Annotated in this window: 18 protein-coding genes; 11 read left to right on the plus strand and 7 right to left on the minus strand. The window is 65.2% G+C overall.

The genetic code is table 11. The features are described 5' to 3' along the window. The first annotated feature begins 469 nt into the window (after positions 1-469). Together ABIB35_RS14725 and ABIB35_RS14730 are read left to right on the plus strand one after the other, a co-directional pair. On the plus strand, positions 470-1,639 hold the full coding sequence (locus ABIB35_RS14725; RefSeq protein ID WP_354182476.1) for an ATP-binding protein: 1,170 nt from the start codon (positions 470-472) through the stop codon (positions 1,637-1,639). A 279-nt stretch (positions 1,640-1,918) separates the two neighbouring features. Next, positions 1,919-3,520, plus strand: a complete 1,602-nt coding sequence (locus ABIB35_RS14730) for a hypothetical protein (RefSeq protein ID WP_354182477.1) — start codon at positions 1,919-1,921, stop codon at positions 3,518-3,520. A 142-nt stretch (positions 3,521-3,662) separates the two neighbouring features. On the opposite strand, the gene ABIB35_RS14735 is transcribed toward ABIB35_RS14730, so the two are convergent. Genes ABIB35_RS14735 through ABIB35_RS14745 form a run of 3 tightly spaced genes read right to left on the minus strand, consistent with a single transcriptional unit; the run spans position 3,663 to position 5,287 of the window. After that, positions 3,663-4,541 (minus strand): SURF1 family cytochrome oxidase biogenesis protein, encoded by an 879-nt coding sequence (locus ABIB35_RS14735; RefSeq protein WP_354182478.1) that lies wholly within the window; start codon positions 4,539-4,541, stop codon positions 3,663-3,665. After that, positions 4,542-4,880 (minus strand): hypothetical protein, encoded by a 339-nt coding sequence (locus tag ABIB35_RS14740; RefSeq protein WP_354182479.1) that lies wholly within the window; start codon positions 4,878-4,880, stop codon positions 4,542-4,544. Next, positions 4,877-5,287 carry a DUF3099 domain-containing protein gene (locus ABIB35_RS14745; RefSeq protein ID WP_354182480.1) on the minus strand — a complete coding sequence of 137 codons (411 nt, stop codon included), beginning with the start codon at positions 5,285-5,287 and terminating at the stop codon, positions 4,877-4,879. Before ABIB35_RS14745 ends, ABIB35_RS14740 begins: the two co-directional genes overlap by 4 nt. Before the next feature lie 115 nt (positions 5,288-5,402). Here ABIB35_RS14745 and ABIB35_RS14750 point away from each other — a divergent pair, with 115 nt between their 5' ends. After that, positions 5,403-6,131: a beta-ketoacyl-ACP reductase gene (locus ABIB35_RS14750; RefSeq protein ID WP_354182481.1), complete on the plus strand. Its 729-nt coding sequence runs from the start codon at positions 5,403-5,405 to the stop codon at positions 6,129-6,131. A gap of 164 nt (positions 6,132-6,295) precedes the next feature. Next, positions 6,296-7,072, plus strand: coding sequence for an SDR family oxidoreductase (locus tag ABIB35_RS14755; RefSeq protein ID WP_354182482.1), 777 nt, complete (start codon positions 6,296-6,298; stop codon positions 7,070-7,072). A 3-nt stretch (positions 7,073-7,075) separates the two neighbouring features. Here ABIB35_RS14755 and serB read toward each other — a convergent pair whose 3' ends face one another. After that, on the minus strand, positions 7,076-8,059 hold the full coding sequence (serB, locus tag ABIB35_RS14760; protein ID WP_354182483.1) for a phosphoserine phosphatase SerB: 984 nt from the start codon (positions 8,057-8,059) through the stop codon (positions 7,076-7,078). A gap of 129 nt (positions 8,060-8,188) precedes the next feature. Here serB and ABIB35_RS14765 point away from each other — a divergent pair, with 129 nt between their 5' ends. From ABIB35_RS14765 to ABIB35_RS14795, 7 genes are all read left to right on the plus strand, one after another. Beyond that, a complete protein-coding gene (locus ABIB35_RS14765) occupies positions 8,189-8,974 on the plus strand; it encodes an ABC transporter ATP-binding protein (protein WP_354182484.1) in 786 nt (261 codons plus the stop codon). A 27-nt stretch (positions 8,975-9,001) separates the two neighbouring features. After that, positions 9,002-9,835: a sulfite exporter TauE/SafE family protein gene (locus ABIB35_RS14770; RefSeq protein WP_354182485.1), complete on the plus strand. Its 834-nt coding sequence runs from the start codon at positions 9,002-9,004 to the stop codon at positions 9,833-9,835. Continuing rightward, a complete protein-coding gene (locus ABIB35_RS14775) occupies positions 9,836-10,642 on the plus strand; it encodes a TrmH family RNA methyltransferase (RefSeq protein ID WP_354182486.1) in 807 nt (268 codons plus the stop codon). It abuts the gene before it with no gap. Between the two features lie 375 nt (positions 10,643-11,017). Further along, complete coding sequence (locus ABIB35_RS14780; RefSeq protein ID WP_354182487.1) at positions 11,018-11,626, plus strand: hypothetical protein; 609 nt, start codon at positions 11,018-11,020, stop codon at positions 11,624-11,626. Between the two features lie 181 nt (positions 11,627-11,807). After that, positions 11,808-12,065 carry a type B 50S ribosomal protein L31 gene (locus tag ABIB35_RS14785; protein ID WP_354182488.1) on the plus strand — a complete coding sequence of 86 codons (258 nt, stop codon included), beginning with the start codon at positions 11,808-11,810 and terminating at the stop codon, positions 12,063-12,065. Between the two features lie 91 nt (positions 12,066-12,156). Beyond that, positions 12,157-13,236: a lipoate-protein ligase LplAB gene (gene lplAB / locus ABIB35_RS14790; RefSeq protein WP_354182489.1), complete on the plus strand. Its 1,080-nt coding sequence runs from the start codon at positions 12,157-12,159 to the stop codon at positions 13,234-13,236. 84 nt (positions 13,237-13,320) lie between these two features. Further along, positions 13,321-13,656, plus strand: a complete 336-nt coding sequence (locus tag ABIB35_RS14795) for a cupin domain-containing protein (protein WP_354182490.1) — start codon at positions 13,321-13,323, stop codon at positions 13,654-13,656. A gap of 27 nt (positions 13,657-13,683) precedes the next feature. On the opposite strand, the gene pepN is transcribed toward ABIB35_RS14795, so the two are convergent. The 3 genes from pepN to ABIB35_RS14810 form a co-directional block, all read right to left on the minus strand. Continuing rightward, positions 13,684-16,290 carry an aminopeptidase N gene (gene pepN, locus ABIB35_RS14800; RefSeq protein ID WP_354182491.1) on the minus strand — a complete coding sequence of 869 codons (2,607 nt, stop codon included), beginning with the start codon at positions 16,288-16,290 and terminating at the stop codon, positions 13,684-13,686. A 41-nt stretch (positions 16,291-16,331) separates the two neighbouring features. Continuing rightward, positions 16,332-18,017 (minus strand): glycosyltransferase-like membrane protein, encoded by a 1,686-nt coding sequence (locus ABIB35_RS14805; RefSeq protein ID WP_354182492.1) that lies wholly within the window; start codon positions 18,015-18,017, stop codon positions 16,332-16,334. A gap of 145 nt (positions 18,018-18,162) precedes the next feature. Further along, a complete protein-coding gene (locus tag ABIB35_RS14810) occupies positions 18,163-19,191 on the minus strand; it encodes a YeiH family protein (RefSeq protein WP_354182493.1) in 1,029 nt (342 codons plus the stop codon). Positions 19,192-19,210 lie beyond the last annotated feature (19 nt).

The raw sequence follows: 19,210 nt of genomic DNA on the forward strand, positions 1-19,210 counted from the left end.
ATCCGGCCGTAGATGTTTTTCAGCCAGCTGTGGGATCATCCCCGTTACGGCCGTTGCTGCGAGGATACCGCCTATATTGTGCGCATTTGCCCACGGCGTCCTTTCAAAGACAGCGTGCGCTGTGTGTCTAAGGGCCAATCCCAACCTACGACGCAGCTAGGCACGATTCCGCCCAATTACCTACCAGTTGGGGTTCCCGGGGCGGCAAAAGAGGGCTGCCGCGCTAACGGGGGTCTCCTGCACCCAAGCGGGGGAGCGATGCCCCGCCCCGATGGGTCCCGAGCGAGCGTGCGGCAGGTGATGAGCCTGCAGGTGCCCTTTGCCGTGTCAGGGTGAATCTACTTGCCGAGGCAGCTTCCAGGGGTTGTTGAAGGCACTTCATCACATCCAGTGTCATTCTCTTGGCTATTTGTATCCAATTCTATACACCAATATAAATTAATCTGGATATAGCGCTAGGATGGGTGGCATGCACAGTGCCTCAGACCCGTACTCACCTGGCGCCGGCCGGACATCCTACGAACTGGCCGGCAGAAATGCCTTGATGAATGATTTTGATCTCCTCATTTCCCGCGTCGCAGCCGGTCGCACGGACCGGGGGATAGTGCTTCACGGCCTTCATGGAGTAGGTAAAACCGTGCTGCTCAATGAGTTCAGGCGGAGGGCGGAAAACACCGGGTTTCTGGTGGTCTCGCTCGAGGGTAGGGATGCCGAAGGCGGACCGAAGGCCATTCGAGCCAAGCTCGCCCGCGGGCTGCTGCAGGCCGGGCGCAAGGCCAACTCCCGCGGGAACACAGCGGCCCTCGCCGCAGCTCTGGGAACCATTGCCTCCTTTGCCGCCGGCCTGCAAGTCAGCGGCATAGATGTGGGGGTGGGAGCCCGGAACGGCAGGGGGGACTCAGGGGCCTTCGCTGTGGATCTGGAGGAGACCGTCGAGGACACCGCAGTTGCCCTGGCGGAGCGTAAATCAGCGCTCATCTTCGTGGTGGACGAACTCCAGAGTCTGGATGCCGGTCTTATATCGGCTCTGTTGGCTGTGCAGCATCAGGCCGGACAGCGGGACTGGCCGTTCTACCTGATAGCTGCAGGCCTGCCGAACCTGCCGCAAGTTCTTAACCAGTCGCAACGGTATGCCGAGGGCTTGTTTACCTACCGAAGCGTTGGTGCCCTGGACCGGGAAGATTCCGCGGCCGCCTTGGCAATTCCGGCGCAGGAGCAGGGGGTCACTTATGATCCGGCGGCGATGGATCTGCTCTTGAATGCTGCCGGGGGATACCCCTACTTCCTGCAGGAGTACGGATCCGCTGCCTGGGAATCAGCTCCGCATAAACGCATCACCGCCGACGACGCGAAGATCGCCGTCGAAATCGGGCGTGCACAGCTGGACCAGGGCTTTTTTCCCATGCGGTGGCGTCGGGCAACCAAAGCGGAACGGGAGTTTTTGCGCCTCATGGCGATCGACGGGGCCGGCGGCTCCAGTACAGCAACACTGGCAGCCCGGGCCGGCAAAAAGATGACGTCCATGACCATGACTCGCGGTTCCCTGATCCGCAAGGGCATCATCTATGCTCCCGAACTGGGGCAGGTTTCCTTCACGGTGCCCGGAATGGCGGACTACGTGCGGCGCGTTAGCGGCTGATAGCCACAAGGACTCCGACTGTCCACTTTTGAGCGGTGTCTGCTCTCTCGGTAGGGTGGAGGTTTTGGGTCTGACCCGGTTCAGGCCCTCCCAGACTTTTCGACTCCGAAGGACGGCATCGCTATTCCTGCCTCATCTTCCACATCTTTTCCCCGCTCTATGGTTGTAGGCGCCCTAACACTGGGGTTGGTCCTCGCTGGCTGCGGCGGTCAACCGGGAACTGCGGAGGAATCGGATATCCCGGACGTTCCGGCGGTCAGTTTGCTCCGGTCCGGGGCAGTGACGGGCGTCTTTGACGGTGGAGCAGGCACGGCATCGCTTGCCGCCAGCGCCGCCTTCTTTAGATCCAGTCCTTCGGCCGTGGTTCTGGCGCTGCCGAAACGCGATTCGCCGGCGACCGCCCCCTCGGCACCGGGGGCACCGGCTGCCTCCGGCCCGGCCGCAGCAGCCGCAGCCGGGCTGGGCATCCCCCTGCTCGCGGTCGTCCCCGGAAACGAAGCAGACGTGGCCGGCGAGCTTGATCGACTCGGCGCGGAGTCCGTGGTCCTGTACGGCACTCCAGTCGGAGACTGGTCTGTGTCTGTTGGAGACCGGATACAGGTGCCTGGTCCCGGCGACGCTGACGGTTTCCGGTCTGTGTTTGGACTGGACACGGAGCCCTCCGCCGCCGAGCCGCTGGTTTCGCAGATCGCGGCTATGGACCGGAACGTCAAACTTCCGGTCCCCGGGCTGGAGGTCACGGTACCCGAGGGAAATGAACCAGATTCCTCGGAGGCAGGTGCACCGGCAACGGCAAGTCCGGAGCCCACCGCCGCTGCGGATCCGCTTCCTGAGTTTGAGCCTGACACAGACGCGACCGACGCCGTGGTCCTGGCCACGGAGGATCCGGCGTCTGCCGCTGCGGTTGCCACCGCCCGTGCCGCCGGAGCAGAGGTGCGGATGGTGGGCACCGCTGATCCCCGCGCGGACCCGGAGGTGATCCAGCTGCTGCGCAGCCACCGTGAGGGAGGCATTTACGCAGCCGGCGATGCCTTCGGCGGGCGTGAGAATTTCGCGGACCAGAGCAACGTTGCCCTGAACGCGGCGGAACTGCCCGGAGGTGGGCAGACTGTCTTCCCCGGGCGGCGGATGGTGGCCTTGTATGGCCACCCCAGCGGCGGCAGTCTTGGTGTGCTCGGCGAGCAGGGGATGGCGGAGTCCATTCAGCTCGCCAAGGAGACGGCGGCGCAGTACCAGCCTTACAGTGATGAGCCGGTGGTGCCGGCCCTTGAGATCATCACCACCGTGGCCAGCTCCGAAGCCGGACCTGACGGCGACTATTCCGATGAAAGCGCCGTGGCAGACCTGCTGCCCTGGATTGAGGCTGCCCAGGCGGCCGGCGTGTATGTGGTTCTGGACCTACAGCCCGGGTACAGCACGTTCCTGGACCAGGCCCTCCGCTACGAGGAACTGCTCAAGTATCCCCATGTGGGGCTGGCCCTGGACGCGGAATGGCGGCTGGCGCCCGGTCAGCGGCACCTGGAACAGATCGGGTCGGTGGATGCGGCTGAGGTGAACGAGGTATCAGCGTGGCTCTCCGCCCTGACCCGGGAGAACGTCCTGCCGCAGAAGGTCTTTATGCTGCACCAGTTCAATCTCTCCATGATCCGCAACCGTGAGCAGCTCCAGGTCAGCCACAGTGAACTGGCCATGAGCCTGCATGCGGACGGGCACGGATCTCCGGGGGAAAAACAGGACACCTGGAATGCTCTGCGCGCCGGACTGCAGCCGGAGATCTGGCCGGGATGGAAGAACTTCTACGACGAGGACACGCCCACGCTGACCCCGGAACAGACCTTCACACAGATCGACCCCAAGCCCTGGTTCATCTCCTACCAGTAACTTCCGTCCCTTCCCCGAGATGGCAGTAGATGCTCTTCCCAGCGCTGGGAAGAGCATCTACTGCCATCTCGCGAGTCCTGGTCCGCGGAGAGGCTGGTCCGAGGACAGACTGGCGCGGGGGCAGGCAGCCGGAAGGGGCAGGCTAGAAGCCCTGTGCGTCCAGCAGAGCGTCCTCTTCGTCCTCCTGCGTGCTGCCGCGCTGCTTGCGGCGCGGACGGCGGGGTTGGCCCGGAGCCGGGTGAGCGGCGATTATTTCGTCGTCGTCCTCGTCTTCCCACTCGTCGTCATCCCGGTAGCGCAGGTTCAGCGCTTCCTGGCGGGCGGCGTAGCCCAGACCCACAAAGAGCATGACGGCGAACGCAAACCACTGCATGGCATAGGAGAGGTGCGGTCCTTCGTCCACTGACGGTTTGGGTGCAGCCTCCGGCACCGCGGCGGGGCGGGGGTCCTCGCTGGACATCAGCCCGTAGGCCGCCTGCTCCAGCTCGTAGCCGACCTCGTCCTGGTACTGCGCCAGGTCAATGGAGGCCAGCTGGCCCGCGGGAGCTCCGCGCTGCACATCAGGCTCGCCCGGCTTGATGCGCGCGACGACGGTGACCTCGCCGCCGGGGGCGGCAGGTACGGCATCAGGCTTGCCGGCCTCGTCGTTGCCAATCGGCAGCCAGCCCCGGTTGATCACCACGGAGGTCCCGTCAGAGAGCTTCAGCGGCACCACCACCTCGTACCCTGCCCGCCCGCTCAGCGGACGGTTGCGGACAATGCGCTGGTTTTCCGTGTCGTAGACACCGGTCATTGAAACCGGCAGCCATTCCTTGGCCGGGTCGTATGCCTCAAAGAGGCCGGCGGCTTCCTCGAACGCCACGGGAGCGGCGTCATAGTTGTTGATGACATTGCCAATGTCATCACGGATGGCATCGCGGCGGTCCAGCTGCCACATGCCCAGGGCGGAACAGGCAGCGGACAGCAGGCAGACCAAAGCAAACCAGCCCAGCCAGCGGCTGGAGAACAGGAACTTGTACATCTAGGCGGTCCCGCCTTCAGTGTCCGCCCGGCCTTCAGTGTCCGCCGGGCCTTCAGTGCCCGCGGGGGCAGGCATGCCAGCCAGGGGAAGGGTTTGTTTCCACAGGTCCCGGGTCTGCAGATACTCTTCGAGCCAGCCTCGGTGATCACTGCAGGCAAGCCAGATCTTCCGGCGCTCGGGCGTGTGGATGCGCGGGTTATTCCACAGCAGCTGCCACGATGCGTTCAGGCGGCAGCCCTTCCGGGAGCAGACAGCGGGTTCGCCGGACAGCGGATCCGACGGTTGGGCCCCGGGCCGGGGAGCGCCGGTGGTCCGGGCCAGCTGGTCAAGAAGGTTCATGCTGAAGGTGGTGCCTTATCGTCGTGGTGGTCAGCGGGATCATCGTCAATGATCTCACCGTGCAGTACTGCGGTCTCTGGGGCCTCGGGCTCACCGGCTTCGCGGGGCCGGGGCGCCTCGATTGCGGCGGGGGGAAGCGTGTCAATCATGGACTCCGACGCCGTCATGTTGCGGGTGTCGGATCCGCCGTTGGCAATGATGACCGCAAAGTACGGAAGGACGACGGCGCCGGCGATCACCACCCAAAGCAGCCACCCGTGCACAAAAAACAGGAGGAACAGGCAGACAAGACGGATGCCCATGGACACCGAATACTTGATCATGCGTGCGCGCATCTCATCGGTGTGCGCCGTACGGGCGTCGGTGATCCGGGGGACCGGGACGCCGCGGCTGGATTCCTTGTTCATCACTCTCCCAAACAGATTCACCCATTGTCGCACCGCTTCCTGTGATGGTGAAGTCGGAAGCGGCCCGGCTAGGATCGAATCGAACCACCCCCACACTCTCAGCGGAGGAATATCTGTGCAGAACAACCCCCAGCCGTCCACCGGCCGCAGCGTCCTGGTTACCGGCGGAAACCGCGGAATCGGCCTGGCCATAGCCCAGGCGTTCGCAGCGAACGGCGATCAAGTGGCGATCACTTACCGAAGCGGGGAGGTGCCCGAGGGCATGCTCGGCGTCAAGGCCGACGTCACCGACATGGCCTCCGTTGACGCCGCGTTCACCGAGGTGGAAGCGGCACACGGCCCGGTGGAGGTGCTGGTGGCAAACGCCGGAATCACCCGCGACACCCTGCTCCTGCGGATGAGCGAGGATGACTTCACCGACGTCGTGGACACCAACCTCACCGGAGCCTTCCGTGTTATCAAGCGCGCTTCCAAGGGCATGATCAAGATGCGCCGCGGACGCGTTGTCCTGATCTCTTCGGTGGTGGGCCTGTACGGCTCGCCGGGCCAGATCAACTACGCCGCGTCCAAGTCCGGCCTCATTGGCATTGCCCGGTCGCTGACCCGTGAACTGGGCTCACGCAACATCACGGCCAACGTGGTGGCCCCGGGCTTCATCAACACGGACATGACCCGCGCCCTGCCCGAAGACACGCAGAAGAGTTACCTCTCCTCCATTCCGGCCAACCGGTTTGCCGAGCCTGAGGAGGTGGCCGCAGTGGTGCGCTGGATCGCCAGCCCGGAGGCTGCGTACATCTCCGGCGCGGTCATCCCCGTTGACGGCGGCCTGGGAATGGGCCACTAGGCCCAGCCTGCCGGCCGCGCCGCTCAGACACCCCGGCTGCCGCCAAGGTCTCCGGGGGATTCGTTGGAGGTTTCCACCACTTCGCGAACCCCCGGGGACTGGCAGGATGGGAGAAGCTGCACAAAACTTTGGATACTTTCCACAAACCTTACAAAGGAGCACCCATGGGCCTGCTGGACGGCAAAGCCGCCATTGTTACCGGATCCTCACGCGGCATCGGCGCGGAAGTGGCCAAGTACCTGGCCGCTGAAGGCGCCGGAGTGGTGGTCAACTACCGGCAGAAGGCTCCGCGGGCCAACAAGGTTGTCACCGGCATTGAGAACGACGGCGGCCGCGCCGTTGCCGTCGGCGCCGACCTGACCTCTCCGGAAGGTCCGGCGGCCTTGATTGCCGCCGCCACCGAGAACTTCGGCGGCCTGGATGTGCTGGTGCTGAACGCTTCCGGCGGGATGGAAACCGGCGTTGAGGAGGACTACGCGCTGAAGCTGAACCGCGACGCGCAGGTCAACATGCTCACTGCTGCCCTGGAGGTCATGCCGGCCGGTTCCCGCGTGGTCTTCGTCACGAGCCACCAGGCGCACTTCATCCACACCGTGCCCACCATGCCCGAATACGAGCCGGTGGCCCGCAGCAAGCGGGCGGGAGAGGACGCGCTCCGGGAGATGCTGCCGAAGCTTCAAGAGAAGGGCATCACTTTGGTGGTGGTCTCCGGGGACATGATCGAAGGAACCGTGACCGCCACGCTTCTGGACCGGGCAAACCCCGGCGCCATCGAAGCCCGCCGGGTGGAAGCCGGCCGGCTGTACTCCGTGGCCGAGTTCGGTGCCGAGGTGGCCCGCATGGCCACTGCGGATGTCCCCTCGGGCCATACCGAATATGTGGGCGGTGCGGACTACCTCGGTGCCGCCGGCCAGGTTTCCCCGGTTTCCTCGGAAGGCTAGTCCCTACAGCTTCACGAAGTGCTGCACCACGTCCAGATTGGGCAGGTTCAGCACGGCATCAGCGGCGGCCTGCACAGCCGGTTTGGCATTGAACGCCACGCCTAGTGCGGCCGCCGCCAGCATGTCCAGGTCATTGGCTCCGTCACCCACTGCAATGGTGTGCCGCTCCTCAATGCCGAGCCCGGCCGCCCACTCGCGCAGAGAGCGGGCCTTGACGGCGCGGTCCACCACCGGGCCCTCCACCGTGCCGGTCAGGACGCCGTCCTCGATGCCCAAGAGGTTCGCTTTGGCATGGGTCAGCTGCAGGCGTGCGGCCAGCGGATCCAAAACCTGGCTGAAACCGCCGGACACCACGGCCACCGCATGGCCCGCGGCCAGGAATACCTTGACCAGGGACTCGGCACCGTCGGAGAGCTCAATCCGCGCACCCACTTCGCCGATGACAGATTCCGGCAGTCCCGCCAGCACCTGAACCCGCTGATGCAGGCTCTGGGCAAAATCCAGCTCGCCGCGCATGGCGGCCTCCGTGACAGCGGCCACCTCGGCTTCGCGTCCGGCATGCGCGGCCAGCAGCTCAATCACCTCCTGCTTGATCAGGGTGGAGTCCACATCCATAACCAGCAGCTTGCGGGCCGGCTCCAGCAGGGAAGAGGGAACAACGGCGCTGGCGGCTCCCTGCGCCTCGTCGCCCAGCGCGGCGGCAGCTGCGGTGACGGCCATCCGGAGCGTCTCGATCCCGCCGTCGTACTCCACCATCAGTTTGGTGACGGTGTAACCGTCCCCGGGGGCGTTCTCCAGTTCCAGGATGCGGCCGCCCACCACACCCACCGCCTGCTGGATGGCCGAGAGGTACGCGTCCGTGAGGGCCCGGCCGTAACTGACGACGCCGTAGTCCGGCGTGCCGGCGGACAACGAGGAGGCAATGTCCCTCAGCTCGGCAGTGTCTTTCACTGCGGCACTGTCTTCGGGACGGTTCTGATCGGGCATTACATTTCCGTTTCTGGAGGCGGGGCTGGATTGGCGGGGTATCCGGGGATGTCAGGACGGGGGAACTCCGGGGGAGCGCGGGGGCCGCGTTTAGCCATCGGCCCTTTCTTTAGCCTAATGTCTAGTGCTATGAGTGATGTTCTTGAATTTGCTGCCGTAAGTGTCGTTCGCGGCGGCAAGACCCTGTTGGATGCTGTCGACTGGCAGGTCAAGGAGGGGGAGCGCTGGGTCATCATGGGCCCCAACGGCGCCGGAAAGACCACTCTGCTGCAGATTGCCGGCGGCCGGATGCACCCCACCCGCGGTGTTGCCGGAATCCTTGAGGAAGTCCTCGGCACGGTTGACGTTTTTGAGCTGCGCCCCCGGATCGGGCTGGCGTCGGCCGCACTGGCCAATCAGATCCCCGAACACGAAACAGTTCTTAATGTGGTCCTGACCGCCTCCTACGGCATGACCGGCCGGTGGCGGGAGAAGTATGAAAAGCTCGACGAGCGCCGCGCCTTCCGGCTGTTGCACGACTGGGGCATGTCCACCTTCATGAACCGCACCTTTGCATCTCTGAGCGAGGGCGAACGCAAACGCGTGCAGATTGCCCGTGCACTGATGACCGACCCGGAGCTGCTGCTGCTGGACGAGCCGGCCGCCGGCCTGGACCTCGCCGGACGTGAGGACCTGGTGGCCCGCCTGTCGGAACTGGCCCGTGACGAAGAGGCGCCCGCCATGGTTTTGGTCACGCACCATCTGGAAGAAGTTCCCCCGGGCTTCACGCACGCTCTGCTGCTGCGTGACGGCGGCGTTGTTGCCTCCGGTCCCGTTGCGGACGTCTTCACCGAAGCGAACCTCAGTGCGGCCTTTGATCTGCCGCTGAACGTACAGCACGACGGCGGCCGCTGGTCGGCCACCGCACGCCGCTAACCGCACGCACTGCACCGTTTCAGATCCGTGGACCTTTTCTCTGATGCCATAGTCTTTGTTGCCGGTTTGTGGGCGGGGGCCATCAATGCCGTCGTCGGGTCCGGAACGCTTGTCACCTTCCCGGTGCTCGTGGCGCTGGGCTATGCCCCGGTGGCCGCCACGATTTCCAACGCAATGGGACTCATTGCCGGCAACGTTGCCGGTTCCTGGGGGTACCGGCGTGAACTTGCCGGACTGAAGTCCACGCTCCTGAAGCTCCTTCCCGCTTCGGTGCTGGGCGGCATCACGGGAGCTGCCCTGCTGCTGCACCTGCCGGAAAGCGTCTTCGGAACAGTTGCGCCCTACCTGATTGTGGTGGCGCTGCTGTTCGTCATTTTCCAGCCGAAGCTGCAGACCTGGGTTCGACGGCGGGCGGAGGCACCGGTGTCCGCTGCGGTCTCGGGAGCCGTGGCGGGGCCTGCAAACCCTCCGGCGGGCAACCCGGCACCGGCCAAGGCATCCCGCCGCCAGAACGTGCTCCTGGTCATCCTGATTTACCTGGCCGGCGTGTACGGCGGCTATTTCGTGGCTGCGCAGGGAATCCTTCTTGTCGGTATCCTGGGCATCTTCCTGCGCGGCAGTATCCACAACGCCAACGCCATGAAGAACGTGCTGGTGCTGGGGGTCAACATTGTTGCCGCCTGCTCCTACCTGCTGTTCGCCTTTGACCGGATCGTCTGGCCGGTGGTGGCGCTCATTGCGGTGGGTTCCCTGATCGGCGGATTCCTGGGCGCCGCCGTCGGCCGCAGGCTCTCTCCGGTGGTGCTGCGCACCGTGATCGTGGCGCTGGGACTTCTTGCCCTGTGGAATATGGTGTTCTAAGTGACCCTTCACCATCTTCAGTCCGCCGCCGATCCGCGCGTTGCCGACTACGCCGGCCTGACCGACACCGCGCTGCGCCGCCGCAGGGAACCTGAGGAAGGCATGTACATTGCCGAGTCCTCCAAGGTTCTGCGCCGGGCACTTGACGCCGGACACCGGCCCCGCTCCTTTTTCCTGGCGGAGAGGTGGATCCCGGATCTCCAGGATCTGCTGGACCGGTATCCCGAGGTGCCCGCCTTCGTGGGAACGGCTGCAATCCTGGAGGAAATTACCGGATTCCACCTACACCGGGGTGCGCTGGCAGCGATGGAACGTCCGGCACCCCTTGAGCTGGGCCCACTGCTGGCTTCGGCACGCCGGGTGGCTGTGCTGGAGGACATTGTGGACCACACCAACATTGGTGCGATCTTCCGCTCCGCCGCCGCGCTGGGCGTGGATGCGGTGCTGGTTAGCCCGCGCTGCGCGGATCCGCTGTACCGGCGGGCCATCCGGGTCAGTATGGGCACGGTTTTCCAGGTGCCGTGGGTGCGTCTGGAGCAGTGGCCGGAACAGCTGGATGCCCTGCGGAACGCCGGCTTTGTCACTGCCGCGCTGGCGCTGGCCGAAGACTCGCTGACCCTGGATGAGCTGAGTTCCCGCCGGGACGAGCGGCTGGCGCTGGTGCTTGGCACGGAGGGTGACGGCCTTGCTGCCGGCACCATCTCCGCCGTGGACCTCACTGTCCGGATTCCCATGAGCGGGGGAGTGGATTCGCTGAACGTGGCTGCCGCCAGCGCGGTGGCCTTCTGGGAATGCCGTCCTCAATAGGCGGGGTTCGCTTACCCTGGCCCTGGTTTAGTGCAACACTTGCGGCAGCATTGACCACTCGCCGTTCTTCCTTCCGGGGCTGCCATGACTGTTGGTTCACACCGAGCGTCCCTACGCCGGTCTCGTTATCCTGATTCCCGCGCGCTGCGGGCCGCCCCGCTGATGTTCCTGTTGGCCGGTGGATTAGCCCTTACGGGATGCGGGCCGACGGCGGAGCAGGCCAACGCGCGCGAACTCGTCTCGTCAGCGCCCTCCGCCCCGCGGCCGCCTCAAGAACCGCGCCGGACAGTCACTCCTTCCCCGCCTGTTTCCAGCCCGAGTCCCACACCCACCCCTGAGCCGCTAAAGGTGGGCGTCACCGGGAACCAGGCAGGTATGCCCCAGCCCGTGCAGGATGCCTGCCAGTTCCTGCTGCGCCGGGATCCGGCACGTCTGCCTGCCGGCGAAGCAGGGGAGTGTGTCCGGGCCGCCATGACCGCAGGCGGCAGCGGAACCCAAACGCTGACCACAGCCTCGAGCTGGATCCCGCAGGGAACCCACACCGTCGAGTTCACCACTGCACCTGAGTTCGCCCTCACCTTGGAGAACGCGGAATTGGGCCTTAGGATCAGTGCCGGAGCGGGCGGGAGCAGCGTGGACACCGGCACCGGCCGGATAGCCGCTAATGAATCCGGATCGCCGGAAGAGGCCTACGCTGCAGTTCTAACCCGCGCCGCCGAGCTGACCGTTAATCCGGACCGGGTGGCTGACCTGCTCCAGGGCGCCCAGTCGCTGGACGTAGAGTACGGCGCAGTGCTCAACGGTGCGGGGCGCACCAAAATCACCGGCTACCGGACCACCGAGGACAACGCAGACGACATGATCCCTACCGGTGTGACGCTGTGGCTGGACGACTATTACCGCCCGGTCCGGTTCGAGCTCACCGGGAGGACACGGGGCATCGACTCCAGCATCACTGCGGTCAATACAGCATGGGGATCCTGACCGGGTTCTGCCGGTTCGGTGTGCCGGCCCGTCGTTTCTCCCGGCTTTATCCTGCCGCCGCGGATGCGGTATGCTGAATTGCTGATCCCGGTGCATGTGCTTCACGGTGCAGGGCGGGATCAATCCAAGCTTTCAACCACCAGTGCCTGGCAAAATCCAGGCACCAAAAGAAGGTAATACATTGAAGTCTGATATCCACCCGAAGTACGGCCCGGTTGTTTTCCGCGATCTCGCGTCCGACACCTCGTTCCTGACCAACTCCACGGCTACGTCCGCCAAGACCATTGAGTGGGAAGACGGCAACACCTACCCCCTCATCGAGGTGGAAATCTCCTCCGCGTCGCACCCGTTCTACACGGGCAAGCAGCGCATCATGGACTCCGCCGGCCGTGTCGAGCGCTTCAACGCACGCTTCAAGGGCTTCGGTACCAAGAAGTAATTCGTTCGTAACGAACACTGCAGGTTCTACACTAAGAAGACCCGCCCGGTATCTCCGAGCGGGTCTTTTTACATGCGGAGAAGGAAACCGAATGAGCAGCATGCAACAGGACAGCGACCGCCTGCACGGCGAGTTCAAGGTAGCCGGCGGAAAACTCGTGGTGGTGGATTTGGCGGTCCGCGACGGAAAGCTGGCGGACGTTTCACTCAGCGGCGACTTTTTCCTGGAGCCCGACGACGCCCTCGCTGACATCAATACGGCACTCGAGGGGCTTCCCGCGGAGGCCACGGGCGCAGACATAGCCTCAGCGGTCCGTGCCAATCTCCCGGCCGACGCCGTCCTGTTCGGCTTTTCGCCCGAGGCCATTGCCACCACCGTCCGCCGCGCACTGGCCAAGGCCACGGGGTGGACTGACCATCAGTGGGAGATCATCGGCCCCACGCCCCTCCCCACCGCGATGCATGTGGCCATGGACGAAGTGCTGGCCGAAGAGGTGGGCTCTGGAAAGCGGAACCCCACGCTGCGGTTCTGGGAGTGGGAGACCCCGTCCGTGGTCATTGGCAGCTTCCAGTCGCTGCGCAATGAGGTTGATCCTGCGGGAGCGCAGAAGCATGGCGTGACGGTGGTTCGCCGTATTAGCGGCGGCGGGGCCATGTTCATGGAACACGGCAATGCCATCACCTACTCGATCTACGTTCCGCAGTCCCTCGTTGACGGCCTCAGTTTCGCGGAGTCCTATCCCTTCCTGGACGCGTGGGTGATGGAGTCACTGGAGAAGCTGGGCATCAAGGCCTGGTACCAGCCGCTCAATGACATTGCCACGGATCAGGGCAAGATTGGCGGGGCGGCCCAGAAGCGCTTCAGCAGCGGCGGCATGCTGCACCACGTGACCATGTCCTATGACATCGATGCGGACAAGATGCTTGAGGTCCTGCGAATCGGCAAGGAAAAGCTGTCCGACAAGGGCACCACCAGCGCCAAGAAACGGGTGGATCCGCTGCGCCGCCAGACGGGCCTGACCCGGGAGGAGATCATCCAGACGATGATGGAGACCTTTACTGCGCGCTACGGTGCTGTGCCGGCCGGAATCACAGATGAGGAACTGGCCCTTGCCGAGGCAAAGGTGGCGGAGAAGTTCGGCACCGCTGAATGGTTGAACCGGGTTCCTTAGCGGCACGGGCTGCACCGACGGCGCGGCAGACGGGCCCGACGCCGGTGCTACCGCCGGCAGTGCCCCTGGCCTAGACTGCCGAGCATGGAAAAAAAGTCTCTGACCGCCCTGGTGCGGACCCAGCTGCAGATCGCCGCCAACGCATCGAGCGGCCGCAGCGCCCAAACGGTCTACGGCGGCCATGAGCATGTGCTTCGTCAAACGATCATTGCCCTGAGCGCCGGCTACATTCTGGATGAGCATGATAACCCGGGTGAGGCCACTCTCTACGTTCTCAAGGGACGCGTCCGGCTCAGGTCGGAGGGGGACTCCTGGGAGGGATCTGCCGGAGATCTTTTGATCGTGCCCCAGGCACGGCACTCGGTGGAGGCAGTGGAGGATTCCGCGGTCTTACTGACCGTAGCCAAACGGGACCGCTGATCCCTCCACCGCCTACCGCCCGGCTTCCTACCTGCCGGCCGCCTGCGCCCGCAGCGCCCGCAGCAGCTGGTCCTGCTGCTCCACGATAAGCCGGCGCAGGGCGGCCGGAGCCTGTGGATTGGCCTCCAGCCAGTCCATGCTGGCCACCAGGACAGGGTGGTCGGCCGGGACCATGTGTTCGGGAAGGTCCTGGGCTCCGGGGAACAGACCGTTCACTACGCGGCTGGCCTGCCCGATGCTCCGGGAGCCCCACACCAGGGTCAGGGAAGCGAAGTAGTCGGCCTGGAAGACGGACAGCAATTCGGCGCTGCCCATGGCGAAGCCGTCGATGGTGGCGGACAGCAGCTGGTTGGACAGTTCGTCCGAATGGACGGCGTCCTGCCAGGCGGCAGCCTTAACGGCGGGCTCAGGGAACGCCGCCGCCGCGGTGGTGAAGCCCACCCGGCCGGATGCGGTGGAGTCCCGTTCCAGCTCCGCGTCCAACTCAGCACGGGTGGCCTTGCCGGTGGCGGCCAGCGCCTGCCACAGCAGCCAGCGCAGGTCCGAATCCACCACCAGCCCCGGAACTGCCGCCGTGCCCTGCAGCAGCCCGCGCAGCAGCTCCGTGTGGGACGTGCTGTGCCGGCCCAGGGCTGCGGCGTTTCGGGCCCAGATGAGCTGGCGGTCGCTCCCGGGCTCGGCGGCGTGAAGCTGCTCCACCACCAATGAGTACAGGACTTCGCGCAGAGCGGTGCGGCGTTCCGCCGGTGCATAACGTTCAACGGCAAAGCGGGCATTGTCCAGCAGGACTGCCAGGACGCCCGCGCCGGTTTCGGCCGGGGCAGCATGGACAATGAGCCGGACGTAGTCCTGAGCACTGAGCGCGCCGTCCCGGACACTGTTCCACAGGGCAGAAAAGCACACGGCGCGGGCGAGCGGATCCGGGATCCGGCCCAGGTTCTGCAGCAAGGTCTGCAGGGAGTCGTTGTCGAAACGGATCTTGGCGTAGGTCAGGTCCTCGTCATTGAGCAGCAGCAGTGCAGGCCGCGGCCTGCCCTTGAGTTCCGGAACCTCGGTCCACGCTCCGGCCACGTCAATTTCCACGCTGTCTGTACGAACCAGGGCGCCGGAGGGATCAGGGTTGTACAGGCCGATCCGCAGGCGGTGCGGACGGGGAACCTGTTCTCCGCTGACTGGATCAGGGGCATCCTGGCGGATCGTGACCGAGGTGATCACGCCGTCGTCGTCCGTTTCCACCGAGGGGGTCAACGTGGGCACGCCGGCGGTCTGCACCCACAGCCGGGACCACACGCCCATGTCCCGGCCCGAGGCCGTACTCAACGCGCTCAGCAGGTCAGCGAGGGTGGTGTTGCCGAAGGCATGGTCACGGAAGTAGCCGCGCGCGGCCTCGATGAAGGCATCGAAGCCCACGTAGGCGACCAGCTGCTTGAGGACGGAGGCACCCTTGGCGTACGTAATACCGTCGAAATTCTGCTTGGCCGCTTCCAGATCGGTGATGTCCGCGACGATCGGGTGTGTGGTGGGCAGCTGGTCCTGGACGTAGGCCCAGGCCTTGCGCCGGTTAGCGAAACTGACCCAGGAATTGGTGAACCCGGTGGCCTGATCCACTGCCAGGGCGCCCATGTAATCGGCGAAGGACTCCTTGAGCCACAGGTCATCCCACCATTTCATGGTGACGAGGTCACCGAACCACATGTGCGCCATCTCGTGCAGGATGGTGTTGGCGCGCGCCTCGTACTGCGCCTCGGTGGCCTTGGAACGGAACACATAGGCCTCGGTAAAGGTCACCAGGCCCGGGTTCTCCATGGCTCCGAGGTTGTACTCGGGGACAAAGGCCTGGTCATACTTGCCGAACGGATACGGGTAGGCAAACAGTTCGTGGAAGTACGCCAGCCCCTGCTTGGTGATGTCGAAGATATTCTGCGGGTCAAAATGCTCGCTCAGCGAGGACCGGCAGTAGGCGGCCAGAGGAATGTCCAGGACTGAGCCGTCAGGCAGCGTGGTGGACCAGGAGTCCTCCGCCTTGAAATACGGGCCGGCCAGCACCGTGGTGATGTAGGTGGAGATGCGCTGCGTGGTGGCAAAATCCCAGCGGCTGAATCCGCCGTCGAATTCCGTGCGGTTGGTTTCCACGCCGTTGGAGGCAACTTCCCAGCCCGAGGGCGCGGTGACATGGAACGTGAAAGCGGCTTTGAGGTCGGGCTGCTCAAAGTTGGCAAACACCCGCCGGGCGTCGGCCGGTTCGTACTGGGTGTAGAGGTAGGTGCGCGAATCCGCCGGATCCGTGAACCGGTGCATGCCCTCGCCGCTGCGGCTGTACAGGGCGGTTCCGTCCACCGTGACCACGTTGACGTAGTCCAAGTCCGTCAGGTGGATGCGGGCGCCGTCGACGGCGGTCTCCAGGGGGAGGGGGCGGCCGTTCAGGACCACCTTGGTGACGCCGCCGTGGATGAAGTCCAGGAACGTGGCGGCTCCGGCCTCGGTACAACTGAAGGCGATGGTGCTGCTGGACCGGAAACCCGAAGCCTGCGGATCTTCGGCACTGCTCAGATCAAGTTCAATATCGTAGGCGTCAACGGATATGAGGGCGGAGCGGGCGGCGGCTTCAACACGTCGCAGATTCTGGTTCGACACACGTTCATTCAATCACTTCCCGCCCCCTGCCGTGGGCGGAGTCACTCCGCAGGCCGTCCGGCGGTCCGCCGGCCAGCCTGCAGCCGGTCCATGACGGCCTGGAAAGAAAGCGAGGCCAGCAGGATGAAGTACGGCATGTAGAGGTACAGAAACCGGGCCCGCCCCTCGGAGAGCAGAAGGAAAAGCAGCAGCCCCAGGAGCGCGATGCGCAGCCCGGAGACCTCCGGCAGCATCAGGCGCTGGGTGCGCAGTATCAACGGCACCGCCGCTAAGGCCAAGAGCACAAACCACGTCCCCTGCCAGAGGGAATAAAGCCAGGGATAGCCGGGATTCCCGTAGCCAAAGAAGTCTTGGATGGTGCTGTCTGCGGGATCGGAGGAGACAAAGTCGCTGCCGTCCAGAACGCCTTCACCCCAGGCAAAGAAGGAACCGTCGCCGATGATCCACAGCAACTTGTTGTTCAGGAATGAGGCGTAACCGCCCGGCCCCATGGCGGTGACTCTCTCTCCGTAGACCTCCAGGCCCTGTTGGAACTTCTTCTCCGGATCCGTAACGGCCTCGGTGGCCAGGACGTCGGCCTCGTTGTAACTCCCGTACAGGGGTCCGTACGGGCCCGGTGCCTCCTGCGCCCCCACTTTCAGGAAGTGCGTCACGGGCAGGGCGTGAGGATTCGCTTCAACATCAAAGCCCACGGCCGTGCCCTGCTGTTCCACCATGGTGATAAGCCGGTGCCCGGCAAAAAAGCTGCCCGCCACCACGGAAGTGCCCAGGAGGATAACCCCGGCTCCCCGGCCCCGGCCCCGGCCCCGGCCACGCAGCGCAGGCGCACAGGCGGCAGTGATTCCGGCTGCGACCAGACAGATGAGCACCGTCGGTTTGATCCCGTAGCCCACCGCACATGCTACCCCGGCCAGGACCCACAGCGGCACACGCACAGCAAGCCGCCGGGCCCGCTGGGCAGCCAGCAGCAGGCAGAGGATGAGAACCGGAAACAGCAACCCCATGGTGTCCGAGTAGAGGACGCCCAGCCACGGGGACAGCACCAGAAAGATGGTGGAAGGCAGCAGCGTGTTGGCGGCAAGGACGCGGCCGCCCAGCATGCGGGCGGCCGCGTAGGTCAGGGCGGTTCCGGCGAAGAGGACGACGGCGTTCAGCAGCGCCGCGGCCATCTCCAGATCTGTGACTCCCAGCGAGGTGAGGAAGCTGAACCAGGCGGCCAGCAGCAGGGTGAGCAGGATGTTATTGGGGTTCAGCGAAAAGTAGTACGGGTCGATGCTCTCCCGGGTCCCCAGGGCCAGCCCAGCCGCGGACCGGTAGATGGCCGCCGCATCCCAGTCTGCCGGCAGCCGGACGGCGTAGGCCAGCCTGACCACAATGGTGAAGAGCGCCACCCACAAGGAAGCAGATGCCAGCCGCGCCAACAGGCGGTTCCGGAGCAGGACCGGCTGGAGCCTCCGCAGGATCAGGTGCAGCCCTGTCATCAGCAGGAGCACCAGGCCTGCGGCCGCGAGCGCCCATGGCGTGGTGTACTGAAAGAACCCATAGTGCGGAAGCACAAGGTTGCCCAGCAGGCACCAGAGGATCATGCCGCAGAACACCAGGCCGGCCGCCGCGGGAAGCCTACTGTAGCCCCGTACCCCGTACCCACTGCAGACGGGGTTCGGAAGACGCCCGGTCGCAGGGTTTCCGCGCTCGGTGGTGCCGTCGCGGGCCAGATGTTGGTGCATCGCTACGCCCCCCCATGACAGTGCAGTGGCCGGTTGAGGGCAACACTAGGGCCCCGGGGGACGGGCGGCAAGGGAGGAAGCGCCGTCTGAACCTTTGCCCGGCAATGCTCCGGCCGGCGCGGCCCGGGCCCGGCTGGAAGGCAGGCTAGGAAACCAGCACCATGGCCAGCCCCAGCCCCAAGGCGCCGATCAGGAACCAGGACACCAGCGCCGCCGAGAGCGCGCGGACTCCGGAGGCAAATAGTGCACGGAAGCGGACTGCCGCCCCGAGCGCAAAGAGAGCCGCCGCAAACAGGATCTCCTGAACCACCGCCGCCGCGGCCAGCACACCTTCCGGAACCACCCCGGTGGTTCGCAGAACAATCAGGGCCAGGAAGCCTGCCACAAACAGCGGCACCAGGGGAGGGCGCGTTCCCTGCGGTTTGTCTGTGCCTGCGACGGCGGCTTTCCGGCGCGCCAAAATTCCTGCGGCAGCGGTCATCGGTGCCAGCAGGACCACGCGGGCCAGCTTGACGACGACGGCGGCAGCGAGCGCAGCGGTGCCGGCGGTGCCGGCGGTGGCCACCACCTGCCCTACGTCGTGGACCGAGGCGCCAGCCCAAATCCCGAAGGTTTCCTCCGGAAGACGCATGAGGGATCCCAGCAGCGGAAGCACTCCGATCGCCAGCGTTCCGCACAGCGTAACCAGGGCTATGGGCACCACCGTATCCTCCTGCCGCACCCGACGGGCAGCAGCCATGGCGCCGATGGCCGACACCCCGCAGATGGAGAACCCCGAGGCGATCAGCAGCGGCTCCTCCCCGGGGAGGCGGAACACCTTGCAGACCGCGTACGTTCCGGCAAACGCCGCACTCACCAGGGCCACGATCAGCAGAAGGGCAATCCAGCCCAAGCCGGCAATGTCCACCAATGACACCTTCAGCCCCAGGAGGACGATTCCGGCACGCATCAGTCTCCTGGCAGCCAGGGACAGTCCCGGCTTCAGCGGCCCGGACACCGCTGGCGCGACACCGGGCAGGTTGGCCGTTAGGAGCCCCAGGACCACGGCCACGGTCAGGACCGGAAGCCCGGGGAGGACGAGGTGTACCAAATACGCCGGAAGTACCGCGGCTGCTGCAGCCAGGAGCCCGGGCAGGATGGTGGTACTGCCCGTAAGGGAGGAGGGGGTGTTCACGGTTCCACCCTGCCGCAGA

The sequence above is a fragment of the Arthrobacter sp. UYP6 genome, from assembly GCF_040547315.1.
Classification (GTDB): Bacteria; Actinomycetota; Actinomycetes; order Actinomycetales; family Micrococcaceae; genus Arthrobacter_B.

What these genes read in the sequence shown, in the direction of transcription:
- serB (WP_354182483.1), bottom strand. Translation starts at nt 8,059, where the DNA reads ATGCCCGATCAGAACCGTCCCGAAGACAGTGCCGCAGTGAAAGACACT.
- ABIB35_RS14765 (WP_354182484.1), top strand. Translation starts at nt 8,189, where the DNA reads ATGAGTGATGTTCTTGAATTTGCTGCCGTAAGTGTCGTTCGCGGCGGC.
- ABIB35_RS14805 (WP_354182492.1), bottom strand. Translation starts at nt 18,017, where the DNA reads ATGCACCAACATCTGGCCCGCGACGGCACCACCGAGCGCGGAAACCCT.
- ABIB35_RS14740 (WP_354182479.1), bottom strand. Translation starts at nt 4,880, where the DNA reads ATGAACCTTCTTGACCAGCTGGCCCGGACCACCGGCGCTCCCCGGCCC.
- lplAB (WP_354182489.1), top strand. Translation starts at nt 12,157, where the DNA reads ATGAGCAGCATGCAACAGGACAGCGACCGCCTGCACGGCGAGTTCAAG.
- ABIB35_RS14745 (WP_354182480.1), bottom strand. Translation starts at nt 5,287, where the DNA reads ATGAACAAGGAATCCAGCCGCGGCGTCCCGGTCCCCCGGATCACCGAC.
- ABIB35_RS14755 (WP_354182482.1), top strand. Translation starts at nt 6,296, where the DNA reads ATGGGCCTGCTGGACGGCAAAGCCGCCATTGTTACCGGATCCTCACGC.
- ABIB35_RS14725 (WP_354182476.1), top strand. Translation starts at nt 470, where the DNA reads ATGCACAGTGCCTCAGACCCGTACTCACCTGGCGCCGGCCGGACATCC.
- ABIB35_RS14735 (WP_354182478.1), bottom strand. Translation starts at nt 4,541, where the DNA reads ATGTACAAGTTCCTGTTCTCCAGCCGCTGGCTGGGCTGGTTTGCTTTG.
- ABIB35_RS14780 (WP_354182487.1), top strand. Translation starts at nt 11,018, where the DNA reads ATGCCCCAGCCCGTGCAGGATGCCTGCCAGTTCCTGCTGCGCCGGGAT.
- ABIB35_RS14795 (WP_354182490.1), top strand. Translation starts at nt 13,321, where the DNA reads ATGGAAAAAAAGTCTCTGACCGCCCTGGTGCGGACCCAGCTGCAGATC.